We start from the raw sequence: 12,587 nt of genomic DNA, 5'->3' as shown, positions 1-12,587 counted from the left end.
AGATTAGCCGAAATCGAGCACCACACGGCCGTCGATCTTGCCGGCCTTCATCCGCTCGAAGACGTCGTTGATTTGCGCCAGCGGCACCTTCGTCACCTCGGCCTTGACCTTGCCATCGGCGGCGAATGCGATGGCTTCATCGAGATCGCGCCTTGTGCCGACGATGGAGCCGCGCACGGTGATGCGCTTGAGCACGACGTCGAAGATCGGCGTCGGGAATTCGCCCGGCGGCAGGCCGACGAGGCTGACGGTGCCCTTCCGGCGCACCATCTTCAACGCCTGCGCGAAGGCGGCGGTCGAGACCGCCGTCACCAGCACGCCGTGGGCTCCGCCCCCGGTCGCCGCCAGCACCTTGTCGACGGCATCGGCCTCGAGCGCGTTGACCGCGAGATCGGCACCGGTCCCGCGCGCGAGCTTGAGCTTGTCCTCGGCGATATCGACGGCAACGACCTTCAGACCCATCGACTTGGCGTACTGAATCGCAACATGACCGAGCCCGCCGACGCCAGAAATCACGACCCATTCGCCGGGCTTTGCTTCCGTCTCCTTCAGCCCCTTGTAGGTGGTGACGCCGGCGCAGAGGATCGGCGCGATGGCGGCAAAGTCGACCGTCGCCGACAGCTTCGCGGCGAAGACGGCCGAGGCGATGACATATTCGGCGAAACCGCCGTTCACGCTGTAGCCGGTGTTGTGCTGGTGCTCGCACAACGTCTCCCAACCGGTCTCGCAATATTCGCAGGACATGCAGGCATCGTGCAGCCAGGCGACGCCGACGGCATCGCCGACCTTCAGATTTTTCACGCCGGGTCCAAGCGCGGCGACGATGCCGGCCGCTTCATGGCCGGGGATGAAGGGTGGCACCGGCTTCACCGGCCAGTCGCCGGAGGCGGCGTGCAGATCGGTATGGCAGACACCGCAAGCTTTCACCTTGACCAGCACCTCGCCGGGACCGGGCTGCGGCACCGGCACGTCCTCGATCACCAGCGGCTTGCCGAATTGCCTGACAACGGCGGCTTTCATGGTCGGCATCAGTCTGCTCCCTTTGCAATGCGCAATGCAGACTAGTGCGGCCTGACGGCTCACCCTTGATTGGAGTCAAACCGCACAAAGTTTACGCAACGCTCGCGTTATCGTGACATTGCGATGACCGCGGCGCATCACGCGGGACCGGGTCAGCTATGGAACTTCAGCCCGTCGATGATCTTGTCGATCACCTTGCGCTCGGTGCGCATCGCGATCCCGACGAGATTGAGGTCCGCGCGTGCCACCGCCTTCACCGCCTCGCGATTGGCGGCATCATGCGTGGTCTTGAACATGTCTTCGGTATAGAGCGCCGGCTTGACGTTGCGCGTCAACGCACGGTCGAGTGCGCGCGACAGCGCGGGAGCATCCGCACCATAGATCAGGATCGGCTGGCCGATCAGCGCGTGGTATTGCGTGCTTGAGGCGTCCTCATAGGGCTCGCCGATGCATTCCGGAAACGCCGCGGCAATACCGCTGGTGAGAAAGGCCGCGACATTTAGCTTTTGCCAGACCTGAAGATCGGTGCGGATCACGACGGCAATCTTGGTGTCGAACTGCATGCATATCCTCGACTGTCATTCCGGGGCGCCCCGCTTGGCGCGAGCCATGATGCGCCATTGCGCATCTGAGAATCCACACGCCCGATGGTGGTTATGGATTCCGGGCTCGATGCTATGCATCGCCCCGGAATGACAGCAAGAGGAATCAGCGCTCCAAGAATCAACCCTTGGCGTCGCAGGCCCAGGCGCGGATCACGCATTCCTTGCCGCCGTATTTGTAGCATTCGCGCGTGGCGGCATTGAGCGTGGCGGAGATCTTCGGCTTGACGGCGTAGCCATAGGCGCCGCAGGGATTGGCCATATCGACCGACATCGCAGCGCAGGCGCGCTTCATCGTCACGGTCGTGCAGTCGCCCTTGCACTGCTTCAGCGCCGCGGCGCGGGCCTCGTGCTCGGCGCCGTAATCAAAAGCCTGGCCATAGGCGCCGCACTTGCCGACCGCAAACGCGCCGGCAGCGTGGGCATCCGTGATGTAGCGCGCACCCGCAACACAAACTGATAACGCAAAGAAAAACATCGCGCAGCGGCGCGCGACGACGTTCGAAGCCATGGAAAAACCCCTCCCCCCAGGCAGGTGGCGAGGACTCTAAGGGGCGGTCGTTTCCAGATGGTGAACGGGGAGTTGAAATCGGACGATCGGGAGATGTCGTAGGGTGGGCAAAGCGAAGCGTGCCCACCAATTGTAGATCACTGCATGGAGAGATGGTGGGCACGGCGCTGCGCGCCTTTGCCCACCCTACGACACCACTGCACTATCCCCGCCGTGCCGCTTCCAGCGCCTGCGGCGTGTCGATGTCGAGAAAAGCGCTCTCTCCTTCCACAGGGACCTCCGCGACCGCCTCCGCATGCCTGGCAATCAGGTGCCGTGCGCCGACGTCGCCGTCGAGCGTCATCAATTCCCTGAAGAAGCGGCGCGCCCACAGCACGGGATTGCCGCGGCGGCCTTCGCTGACCGGAACGACGATCAGATTGCCACGGTCCGGCGCAAAGCCGTCGATGAGACGGTCGATCAGGCCGGCATCGATCAGGGGCATGTCGCCGAGACAAACCACCGCGCCATCACACGTCTCCGGCACGGCGGCAATGCCTGATTTGACCGAGCTTGCGATACCTCCGGCGAAGTCCGGATTGCGGACGAATGTCACTTTCAAACCTTCGAGCGCCTGCTCGACCAGCTCGGTCTGGTGACCGGTGACGACGATGACCTCGGATGCTTTCGAGGCCAGCGCCTGTTCGGTGGCAATGCGCACCAGTTTCTTGCCGTCGAGCTCGGCCAGGAGCTTGTTCGGCCCGCCCATCCGGGTCGAGCGTCCCGCCGCAAGCACGATGGCTGCGACATTGTTGCCCTCGATCTCGGGTTTGGCGCGCGGCTGCGGCCGCGTCACGATCTCCATCAGAAGGCCGCCGACGCCCATCCCCATCAGCTCGGACCGCGTCACCTTGATGCCGGCGAGCAGCCGCATCAGCACCCAGTCGAACCCGTTCTCGACCGGCGAGCGCGCACAGCCCGGCGCGCCGAGCACCGGCACGCCGCCGGCCCGCGCGATCAGCAGCAAATTGCCGGGATCGACCGGCATGCCGAAATGCTCGATCTCGCCGCCGATGCCGGTGACGGCCGCCGGAATCACGTCGCGGCGGTCGGCGATCGCGGACGCGCCGAACACGATCACGAGCTCGGCGCCGAGGCCGAGCAATTCCTTGATGGCCGCCGACAGCGCGGGTTCGTCATGCTGCACGCGGCGCTCCGCGATAATGCTGGCGCCGGCCGGCGCGAGCCGTTCCGCGGTGACGCGCAGGGTCTTGTCGATCACCTTGGAGGACAGGCCCGGCAGCAGGGTCGAGACGATGCCGACGCGCTTGATCACGTAAGGCGCGATCGTCAGCACGTCGCGGCCCGCCGCTGTCACCGCGGCATCGCGCAAGCTTCCTTCGACACCGAACGGAATGATCTTGACGGTGCCGACCATCTCGCCCTCGACGACCGGCTTGTAGGCGGGCAGCGTCGCGAAGGTGATGGCCTCGTCGATATTGTTGATCCGGTCGACCGCGGCGCGGTCGATCACCAGCACGCCCGGGCGCGCGGCGAACAGGTTGGCACGGCCGGTAAAGGCGCGCTCGACATGGATGCCCTCGCCGCCGACGGCAAGCGCGATGCTGGCGGCCGCGACGTCCTCGGAGACGTCGCCCTCCTCCATGCGCACCACCACGACATCCTTGATGCCGGCACGCGTCAGCGCCTCGACCTCGGCCGGACCGATGGTCGTGCCCTTCTTCAGCACCAGCGGTCCCTGGCGCAGGGTGTGGACGGTCACCCCGCCGATTGCATCCCTGGGGCTCGCCGGTCCGAATTTCATGCCGCTTCTTCTTTTTGTTTTGGTGGCAGGCGGAGCACCGCCGTGATCTCGGCCATGATCGACACCGCGATCTCGGACGGCGAGACCGCGCCGATCGCAAGGCCAATGGGCGCGTGGATCCGCGCGATGTCGGAGTCTTTTGCGCCCTGCGCCCTCAGCCGGTCGCCGCGCTTGGCGTGCGTCTTCCGCGAGCCGAGCGCGCCGATATAGAAGCAGTCGCGTTCGAAGGCGTGCAGCAGCGCCGGATCGTCGATCTTCGGATCGTGCGTCACCGCGACGAAAGCCGTGTAATGGTCGACGTTCAGCGGCGGCAGCGCCGTGTCGGGCCACTCTGCGACCAGCGGGATGTCGGGGAAGCGCTCCGGGCTCGCAAAGGCCGTGCGCGGATCGATGACCGTGACGTCATAGCCGAGCGAGCGCGCCAGCGGCGCCAGGGCCTGGCTGATATGGACCGCGCCGACGATGACGAGCTTTGCGGTCGGCGCGTAGACGTTGAGGAACAGTTTCTTGCCGCCGGCCTCCACATTGGCGCTCTTGCCCATGCGAAGCTGCTTGTCCAGCTCGGCGCCCAGCGGGTCCTTCGCAAAGTCCTTCGCCTTCACCAGGCGCTGCTCGCCGCTCTCGGTGTCCGTCACCAGAATGACCGGCCGGCGCGCGGCGCGCTCGGCATTGAGTTCGTGCAGGATCGCGAGCTTCACGGCTAGCCGACTTTCTCGACGAAGACCCGGATGGTGCCGCCGCAGGACAGCCCGACATTCCATGCGGTCTCGTCCGCGACGCCGAATTCCAGCATCCTCGGCTTGCCGCTCTGGATCACGTCCATGGCCTCGGTGACCACGGCGCCCTCGACACAGCCGCCCGAGACCGACCCCAGGAAGGTGCCGTCGTCGTTGATGACGAGGCTCGAGCCGGCGGGGCGCGGCGCCGAGCCCCAGGTCTCCACCACAGTCGCCAGTGCGACGCCGTGGCCGGCCTTCTGCCAGTCTTCCGCAGCCTTCAGGATATCTTCGTCACGATCGAGCATGGGTTGCCTCTCAGGCTGCGGAGCGGATCAGGCTGCGGTGATGCGGCGGCAGCGGCCGGGAGAGCGCGCTGATCAGCTCATGGATCGAACTCAAATTATGTACCGGGCGGAATTCGTCAACGTGCGGGAGCATCATTTTGATGCCCTGGGCCTTGGCCTCGAAGCCGCCGAACCGGAGCAGCGGGTTGAGCCAGATCAGCCGGCGGCAGGAGCGGTGCAGCCGGTCCATCTCGAAAGCCAGCTTGGAATCGGCCTCCCGCTCCAGCCCGTCGGAGATCAGGAGCACGATGGCGCCCTGGCTCAGCACCCGGCGGGCCCACAATTTGTTGAAGTTGTGGAGCGAGGCCGATATCCGCGTGCCGCCGGCCCAGTCCTCGACCGAGGCCGAGCAGCTCGCCAGCGCCTCGTCCGGATCACGCTGCCGCAGCGCGCGGGTGACGTTGGTGAGCCGGGTGCCGAACAGGAACACCGAGACGCGCTTGCGGGCGTCGCCGATGGCGTGGAGGAAATGCAGGAACAGGCGGGTGTACTCGCTCATCGAGCCCGAGATGTCGAGCAGCGCGACGATCGGCGCCGGCTTCTCGATCCGCCCGAGGCGATGGATGTCGATGATGTCGCCGCCGGTGCGCAGCGATGCCCGCAGCGTGCGGCGCAGGTCGAGACGAAGCCCGCGTGGATCGGGCCGCCGCCGGCGCGTCAGAAGCTCGGCCTGCGGCAGCCGCATCCGCTCGATGGCGTGGAGGGCTTCGGTGATCTCCGCTGCGCTCATCTGGGCAAAATCCTTCTTCTGAAGGATTTCCTTGTCGGAGACCGACAGACGCAGATCCTGCTCCTGGTGCTGCGGCGTCTCCGTCATCCGCGGCTGCGACATCGCCTCCTGCACGCGGCGGGAGCCGGCCTGCGGCTTCTTCTTGGCCTGGTCCGGCAACGGCACCGAATCCAGCATGTGCTTCCACTCTTCGGAGGCGCGGAAGAACAGGTTGAAGGCCTGCTTGAAGATCAGCGCATGCTCGTGCCGCTTGACAAAGATCGCCTCCAGCGTGGTGAAGACATCGGCGCGGTTGCCGATGTCGATCACCTGCAGCGCGCTCATGGCATCGATCACCGCCCCCGGCCCCACCGGCATGCCGGCCGAACGCAGCGCACGGGCAAAGCCGACGATGTTGTCGGCGAACTGCTCGGTTTGCTCGGGTGCCAGGTGGTTGATGGCCATGGTGGTACTCATCTTCTCGTCATTCCGGGGCGCCGCGTCGGCGGCGAGCCCGGAATCCATAACCACGATCGGGAGTATGGATTCCGGGCTCGCGCCCAAGGGCGCGCCCCGGAATGACGAGCTCAGTTGTGGCGCGAGATCAATTCTCGCTCGTCGCTTCCTTCAACACCTTCTGCAGGGTGTCGCCCTGCATGCGGGTGATGTCATCCTGGTATTTGAGCAGCGCGCCCAGCGTGTCGCCGACCACTTGCGGGGTCAGCGAGCGGGCGTCGAGCTCGGACAGCGCGGTCGCCCAGTCGATGGTCTCGGCAACGCCTGGCGACTTGTAGAAATCTTGGTTGCGCAGTGCCTGGACGAAGCGCACCACCTGCTGCGACAGCTTCGCGGAGATGCCGGGCACGCGCGTCTTGACGATGGCGAGCTCGCGTTCGGCGGCGGGATAATCGACCCAGTGATAGAGACAGCGCCGCTTCAGCGCGTCGTGGATTTCGCGGGTGCGGTTGGAGGTGATGATGACGATCGGCGGGCTCGGCGCCTTCACCGTGCCGAACTCGGGAATGGTCACCTGGAAGTCGCTGAGGATTTCCAGGAGATAAGCCTCGAAGGCCTCGTCGGCGCGATCGAGCTCGTCGATCAGCAGCACCGGTGGCCCCGCGACGTCGGGCTCCAGCGCCTGGAGCAAGGGCCGCTTGATCATGTAGCGATCGGCGAAGATATCGGACGAGAGCTGGTCGCGATCGGTATCGCCGGCGGCTTCCGCCATCCGGATCGCGATCATCTGCGCGGCGCTGTTCCACTCGTAGACCGCGGAGGAGACGTCGAGGCCCTCGTAGCACTGCAGGCGGATCAGCTTGCGCCCCAGCGCCGCCGACAGCACCTTCGCGATCTCCGTCTTGCCGACGCCGGCTTCGCCCTCGAGGAACAGCGGCCGGCCCATGCGCAGCGAGAGGTACGTCACCGTCGCCAGCGACCGCTCCGCGAGATAACCGCGCGAAGTGAGAAGTTCGAGCATCGCATCGACCGATGCCGGCAGGGCAACAAGAGTCATGAAAGAGCCAGTCTTGCTTACGCCCTCACCGGGGGCAAGTATTGGGCCAGATCGTGAGGATCACTCACTCCTTGGCATTGGCGGCATCGACGGCGCGCCGCGTCAGCACCCCGATGAGGTGCGCACGGTATTCGGCGCTGCCGTGAATGTCGCTGTTGAGACCGTCCGCCGGCACCTCGATGCCGTTAAGCGCCTTCGCCGAGAAGCGCTTCTTCAGGGCTTCCTCGAACGCGGTGACGCGAAACACGCCTTCGGAGCCGGCGCCAGTGACGGCGACGCGCACATCCGACGGACGCCGTGCCACGAACACGCCGACCAGCGCATAGCGCGAGGCCTGGTTGCGGAACTTGATGTAGGCCGCCTTCTTCGGCAGCGGGAACATCACCTTGGTGATGATCTCGTCGGCTTCGAGCGCCGTCGTGAACAGACCCTGGAAATACTCCTCGGCCTTGAGGCGGCGCTTGTTGGTGACGATGGTGGCGCCGAGCGCGAGCACGGCGGCCGGATAATCCGCGGTCGGATCGTTGTTGGCGAGCGAACCGCCGATCGTGCCCTTGTGGCGCACGGCGGGATCGCCGATCTGGCTGGCGAGATTCGCCAGAGCCGGGATCGCCTCGCCGACGATCGCGGAGCTTGCGACCTCGGCATGCTTGGCGGTGGCGCCGATCACGAGCGCACGGCCCTTCATCTCGATCGCGTTGAGCCCCTCGATATGGGAGAGGTCGACCAGATGCGGCGGGCTGGCGAGGCGCTGCTTCATGACGGGAATCAGCGTGTGGCCGCCGGCGACCAGCTTGGCGTCTTCGTTCTTCACCAGGAGATTGGCGGCCTGCCGCACGGTCCCGGGGCGATGATATTTGAATTCGTACATCTGAATGTCCTGATCGCGGGATGCGTGCGCGGTTTAGGCGAGATCGGATTTCGCCATCGCCTTGGCGCCGGCGGAGATCGAGGCGACGATGTTCTGGTAGCCGGTGCAGCGGCAGAGATTGCCTTCCAGCTCCTCGCGGATGGTGTGGTCGTCGAGCTCGCTGCCCTTGCGATGGACAATGTCGATCGCGGTCATGATCATGCCGGGCGTGCAGAAGCCGCACTGCAGGCCGTGGTGCTCGCGGAAGGCCTCCTGCATCGGATGCAGCGGCGCGCCGTCGGCGGCCAGCCCCTCGATCGTCTTGACCTCGTGGCCATCGGCCATCACGGCCAGCGTGGTGCAGGACTTCACGGCCTTGCCGTCGAGATGCACGACGCAGGCGCCGCACTGCGACGTGTCGCAGCCGACATGGGTGCCGGTCAGGCGCAGGTTCTCGCGCAGGAACTGCACCAGGAGGGTGCGGGGGTCGACATTGGCCGTAACAGGATTGCCGTTCACGATGAGGGAGATTTTTGCCATAAGCACTCTCTATCAGCGCCCCGACGGGTCCCGTCGAAGCGGTTCTTATAATTATTCCAACCCATCATATGGGCCATTATGCCCGGGGGCAACATCGCCCCGGACGCAAGGTGCCATGACGAAAGGCGATAGCCTTCGCCCTGTACCGCTAGCCCTGTACTGCCTTGGCGAAGTTCGCGAAAAATTCGTCGGCCAATTTCTTGGCGGTGCCGTTGATCAGGCGCTGACCGAGCTGCGCCAACTTGCCGCCGATCTGCGCCTCGACTTCGTAGGAGAGCAGCGTGCCGCCGTCCTTCTCCGCCAACTTGACCACCGCGCCACCCTTGGCGAATCCGGCGACCCCGCCTTCGCCTTCACCGGAGATCTTGTAGCCGTTCGGCGGGTCGAGATCGCTCAGCGTGACCTTGCCCTTGAAGCGGGCCGAGACCGGGCCGACCTTCATTTTTGCCGTTGCGCGGAAGCCGCCGTCGTCGGTCCTCTCCAGCTCCTCGCAGCCGGGGATGCAGGCCTTCAGCACCGCGGGATCGTTGAGCTTCTCCCACACAGCCTCGCGCGGCGCCGCAAGCTGGACTTCGCCGTTCATTGTCATGGCCATGGGGTACCTCCCGGGATCACATCCGAATAATAGTGCTCAAGTAACGCACGGAGGCCGCAAAGGAAAGGGTGGCCCTCGGTCACGTGCAATGCATATTCGCAACTGCAAAAAATCTTGTGCGGTCGGTTTTGGATTGGCACAGCCGGGCCATGATGGTTAGGTCGCGCGCAACATGAGCACAGCCCTCTCCCCCCTGCTCGCGCCGATGCTGTCGAGCGCGGCCATGCGCGCCGTCTGCGACGACCGGTCTACCCTGCAGAACATGCTCGATTTCGAGGCAGCCCTGGCACGCGCCGAGGCCGCCACGGGCGTGATTCCAAGCTCCGCAGCGGGCCCGATCAGCGCTGCCTGCAAGGCCGATTCCTTCGATAGGAACGCCCTGGCCGAGGCCGCGACGCGCTCCGGCAACCTCGCCATTCCCCTGGTCAAGATGCTGACCGCCCATGTCGGCAAGGCCGATGCGGAGGCTGCACGCTACGTGCATTGGGGCGCGACCAGCCAGGACGTCATCGACACCGCGACCATGTTGACGCTTCGCGCCGGCATCGATGCGCTGGACGCCGACCTCAGCCGTGCCATCAAGGGTTTTGCCGCACTGGCACGGACGCATCGCAACACCGCGATGGTGGCCCGGACCTGGCTCCAGCACGCGCTGCCGATGCCGTTCGGGCTGAAAGCCGCCGAATATGCCGCCAGCCTTGCCCGCGCCCGCTGCCGCCTGCGGCGCTTGCGCCGCGAGGGCCTCGCGCTGCAATTCGGCGGTGCCGCCGGCACGCTTGCCGCCCTCGGCGACAAGGGGCTCGCGGTGGCCGAACGGCTGGCTCAAGAGTTGGATCTGCCGCTCCCCGAGGCGCCCTGGCATACCCATCGCGACCGGATCGCGGAGGCGGCCTCGTGTCTTGCGATTCTCGCCGGCAGCTGCGGCAAGATCGCGCGCGACGTCTCGCTGATGATGCAGACCGATGTCGGCGAAGCGTTCGAGCCCGCCGGCGAAGGCCGCGGCGGCTCGTCGACCATGCCGCACAAGCGTAACCCGGTCGCCGCCGCAAGCGCGCTGGGCTGCGCGACCATGGCTCCGCAGCTCGCCGCAACGATTTTTGCGGCCCAGGTACAGGATCACGAGCGAAGCGCCGGCCCCTGGCACGCGGAATGGCCGACGCTGCCGCAATTGATGCTGGTCACCTCGGGTGCGCTTGCCGCCATCGTCGACATCGCCGAAGGGCTGGAAGTCGACGCCGCGCGCATGCGCAGCAATCTCGACGCGACGCACGGACTGATCATGGCCGAGGCCGTCACCTTTGCGCTCGCCGACAAGATCGGCAAGAGCGACGCGCACCACCTGATCGAGGCCGCGAGCAAGCGCGCGGTTGCCGGCAAGAAGCATCTGCGCGAAATTCTCGCGGCCGATTCGCTCGTCACTGCGCATCTTTCGCCGGAAAAAATTGCGGCATTGTTCGAGCCGATGGCCTATCAAGGGGCTTCGCAGGCGCTGATCGACCGCCTGCTCGACAGCCTCGATCGCGAATAGAAGCGCGAGAATAAAACGGAGACGCCGCATGCCCATGATCGATGCCGACGGTTGCCTGATCAACGTCTCCGTCGAGGGCCGCGACGGCGGGCCGACCTTGATGCTCTCCAACTCGCTCGGCTGCACGCTGCAGATGTGGGAGCCGCAGATGAAGGCGTTGACGCAGGTGTTCCGCGTCATCCGCTACGACCGTCGCGGCCACGGCAAGTCCAACGTGCCGCCAGCGCCCTACACGATGGAGCGCTTCGGCCGCGACGTGCTGGCGATCCTCGACGACCTCAACATCGAGAAGGTGCATTGGTGCGGCCTGTCGATGGGCGGCATGGTCGGGCAATGGCTGGGCGCCAATGCACCTGAAAGATTCGGCAAGCTCATCCTCGCCAACACCTCCTGCTACTATGCCGAGCCGACCAAATGGCTGGAGCGCATCGACGCCGTGAAGAAGGGCGGCATCGCCGCCGTCGCCGATGCCGTCATTGCGGGCTGGCTGACGCAGGATTTCCGCGAGCGCGAGCCCGACATCACCGCGAAGATGAAATCGATGCTGCTCGCCACCCCCGTCGAGGGCTATCTGGCCTGCTGCGAAGCGCTGTCCACGCTCGACCAGCGCGCGCTGCTGCCCAAGATCAAGAGCCCGACATTGGTGATCGCGGGCCGCCACGATCAGGCGACGCCGATCTCGGCGGGCGAACTGATCCGCTCCAACATTCCCGGCGCCAGCATGACCATCATCGACGCCGCCCACATTTCAAATGTCGAGCAGCCACATGCGTTCACCGACGCGGTGGTGGGATTCCTGACGCAGCGCTAGTCACGTCCATCGTCATTCCGGGGCGATGCGAAGCATCGAACCCGGAATCTCGATCCGCATTTCGTCACTTCGAGATTCCGGGTTCGCCTCTTCGAGGCGCCCCGGAATGACTCACCGGAGGAAACACCATGGACGACCAGAAGCGCCGCGATGCCGGCATGACCATGCGCCGAAAAGTGCTCGGCAATGCCTGGGTCGACAAGTCGATCGCGGGCCGCAACGCCTTCAACACCGACTTCCAGGACATGATCACGCGCTATGCCTGGGGCGAGATCTGGACACGGCCACATTTCGACGAGCGGACGCGGCGGGTGCTGGTGATCGGCACCATGGTCGCGCTCGGGCAATGGGACGAGTTCCGCCTGCATGTGCGCGCGGCACTCGCCGAGGGTGGCTTCACCCCCGACGACATCAAGGAAATCCTGCTGCAGCAGGCGATCTATTGCGGCGTGCCGGCGGTGAACCACGCCGTCAAGGAAGCCTCAGCGATTGTGCAGGAGCTCGGCCTGCTCAAGAGCTAGCGGCGCTTGGGCCTCGACGGTCTTCGGCACCGGCGCGGGCCGTTCGATCACCACCACAATGGCGGCGCCGAGCAGCAACAGCAACTCCGTGGCGTGCAGGCGGAGGGCGGCCAACTCGCCGACCTTCGAGGCCATCACCATGCTGGCAAACGAGATCAGGCTGCCGATCGCCAGCGCGATGCCGAGCGCCTCGTCGCTGCCGCCGCCCTTGCGGACGCGCGGGATGCACAGAAGCAAGAGATAGATCGCGAAGAACGCCACGACGGTCAGCCGGCCAAGCGCCAGCAGCCAGGCCGCGCGCACCGTCTCCATCCCCGCCATCTGGAGATGGTCGCTGAGGAACAGCGCCACAGCAACGCTCGGCCGCTCGTAGAGGCCGTGCACCGGCGCGACCATGATGTTGAAGGCGACCAGCGTCCAGGCCGGGATGAAATAGGCGGCCACCAGCGCGCCGTTGACCGAGCCGATCCGCCAGTTCCTGAACATGCCGCTTCCCGCTTCGCCACTCACGCGCCTTCGT

15 protein-coding genes are annotated in these 12,587 nt (G+C 65.7%); 3 read left to right on the top strand and 12 right to left on the bottom strand.

The window, feature by feature from the left end:
• Nucleotides 1-3 precede the first annotated feature (3 nt).
• From adhP to WHZ77_RS12090, 11 genes are all read right to left on the bottom strand, one after another.
• Nucleotides 4-1,029 carry an alcohol dehydrogenase AdhP gene (gene adhP / locus WHZ77_RS12140; RefSeq protein ID WP_375313873.1) on the bottom strand — a complete coding sequence of 342 codons (1,026 nt, stop codon included), beginning with the start codon at nucleotides 1,027-1,029 and terminating at the stop codon, nucleotides 4-6.
• Nucleotides 1,030-1,172: 143 nt separating this feature from the next.
• Nucleotides 1,173-1,583 (bottom strand): DUF2000 family protein, encoded by a 411-nt coding sequence (locus WHZ77_RS12135; protein ID WP_375313872.1) that lies wholly within the window; start codon nucleotides 1,581-1,583, stop codon nucleotides 1,173-1,175.
• A gap of 160 nt (nucleotides 1,584-1,743) precedes the next feature.
• Nucleotides 1,744-2,133: a DUF4189 domain-containing protein gene (locus WHZ77_RS12130; protein WP_375313871.1), complete on the bottom strand. Its 390-nt coding sequence runs from the start codon at nucleotides 2,131-2,133 to the stop codon at nucleotides 1,744-1,746.
• 202 nt (nucleotides 2,134-2,335) lie between these two features.
• A complete protein-coding gene (locus tag WHZ77_RS12125) occupies nucleotides 2,336-3,937 on the bottom strand; it encodes an NTP transferase domain-containing protein (RefSeq protein WP_375313870.1) in 1,602 nt (533 codons plus the stop codon).
• Nucleotides 3,934-4,635, bottom strand: a complete 702-nt coding sequence (locus WHZ77_RS12120) for an XdhC family protein (RefSeq protein WP_375313869.1) — start codon at nucleotides 4,633-4,635, stop codon at nucleotides 3,934-3,936. The genes WHZ77_RS12125 and WHZ77_RS12120 overlap by 4 nt, the downstream gene beginning before the upstream one ends.
• A 2-nt stretch (nucleotides 4,636-4,637) precedes the next feature.
• On the bottom strand, nucleotides 4,638-4,961 hold the full coding sequence (locus tag WHZ77_RS12115) for an XdhC family protein (protein ID WP_015685128.1): 324 nt from the start codon (nucleotides 4,959-4,961) through the stop codon (nucleotides 4,638-4,640).
• 10 nt (nucleotides 4,962-4,971) lie between these two features.
• Nucleotides 4,972-6,174 carry a VWA domain-containing protein gene (locus WHZ77_RS12110; RefSeq protein ID WP_375313868.1) on the bottom strand — a complete coding sequence of 401 codons (1,203 nt, stop codon included), beginning with the start codon at nucleotides 6,172-6,174 and terminating at the stop codon, nucleotides 4,972-4,974.
• Between the two features lie 139 nt (nucleotides 6,175-6,313).
• Nucleotides 6,314-7,222 (bottom strand): MoxR family ATPase, encoded by a 909-nt coding sequence (locus tag WHZ77_RS12105; RefSeq protein WP_015685126.1) that lies wholly within the window; start codon nucleotides 7,220-7,222, stop codon nucleotides 6,314-6,316.
• Nucleotides 7,223-7,286: 64 nt separating this feature from the next.
• Nucleotides 7,287-8,093: an FAD binding domain-containing protein gene (locus WHZ77_RS12100; RefSeq protein ID WP_375313867.1), complete on the bottom strand. Its 807-nt coding sequence runs from the start codon at nucleotides 8,091-8,093 to the stop codon at nucleotides 7,287-7,289.
• Nucleotides 8,094-8,126: 33 nt separating this feature from the next.
• Nucleotides 8,127-8,612 (bottom strand): (2Fe-2S)-binding protein, encoded by a 486-nt coding sequence (locus WHZ77_RS12095; protein ID WP_375313866.1) that lies wholly within the window; start codon nucleotides 8,610-8,612, stop codon nucleotides 8,127-8,129.
• A gap of 148 nt (nucleotides 8,613-8,760) precedes the next feature.
• Nucleotides 8,761-9,207, bottom strand: a complete 447-nt coding sequence (locus WHZ77_RS12090; protein WP_015685124.1) for a carbon monoxide dehydrogenase subunit G — start codon at nucleotides 9,205-9,207, stop codon at nucleotides 8,761-8,763.
• Nucleotides 9,208-9,379: 172 nt separating this feature from the next.
• Between WHZ77_RS12090 and WHZ77_RS12085 the strand changes: the two genes are divergently transcribed.
• The 3 genes from WHZ77_RS12085 (at nucleotide 9,380) to WHZ77_RS12075 (ending at nucleotide 12,067) form a co-directional block, all read left to right on the top strand.
• Nucleotides 9,380-10,735, top strand: coding sequence for a 3-carboxy-cis,cis-muconate cycloisomerase (locus WHZ77_RS12085; RefSeq protein WP_375313865.1), 1,356 nt, complete (start codon nucleotides 9,380-9,382; stop codon nucleotides 10,733-10,735).
• 28 nt (nucleotides 10,736-10,763) lie between these two features.
• A complete protein-coding gene (gene pcaD / locus WHZ77_RS12080) occupies nucleotides 10,764-11,546 on the top strand; it encodes a 3-oxoadipate enol-lactonase (RefSeq protein ID WP_143840671.1) in 783 nt (260 codons plus the stop codon).
• Nucleotides 11,547-11,674: 128 nt separating this feature from the next.
• Nucleotides 11,675-12,067, top strand: a complete 393-nt coding sequence (locus WHZ77_RS12075; RefSeq protein WP_151649427.1) for a carboxymuconolactone decarboxylase family protein — start codon at nucleotides 11,675-11,677, stop codon at nucleotides 12,065-12,067.
• Here the strand turns inward: WHZ77_RS12075 and WHZ77_RS12070 are convergent.
• Nucleotides 12,029-12,553, bottom strand: a complete 525-nt coding sequence (locus WHZ77_RS12070; RefSeq protein WP_375313864.1) for a hypothetical protein — start codon at nucleotides 12,551-12,553, stop codon at nucleotides 12,029-12,031. The genes WHZ77_RS12075 and WHZ77_RS12070 overlap by 39 nt on opposite strands.
• Nucleotides 12,554-12,587: the final 34 nt, after the last annotated feature.

The sequence above is a fragment of the Bradyrhizobium sp. A5 genome, from assembly GCF_042076515.1.
GTDB lineage: Bacteria > Pseudomonadota > Alphaproteobacteria > Rhizobiales > Xanthobacteraceae > Bradyrhizobium > Bradyrhizobium cosmicum.
This window is presented reverse-complemented; position numbering and strand designations above follow the sequence as displayed.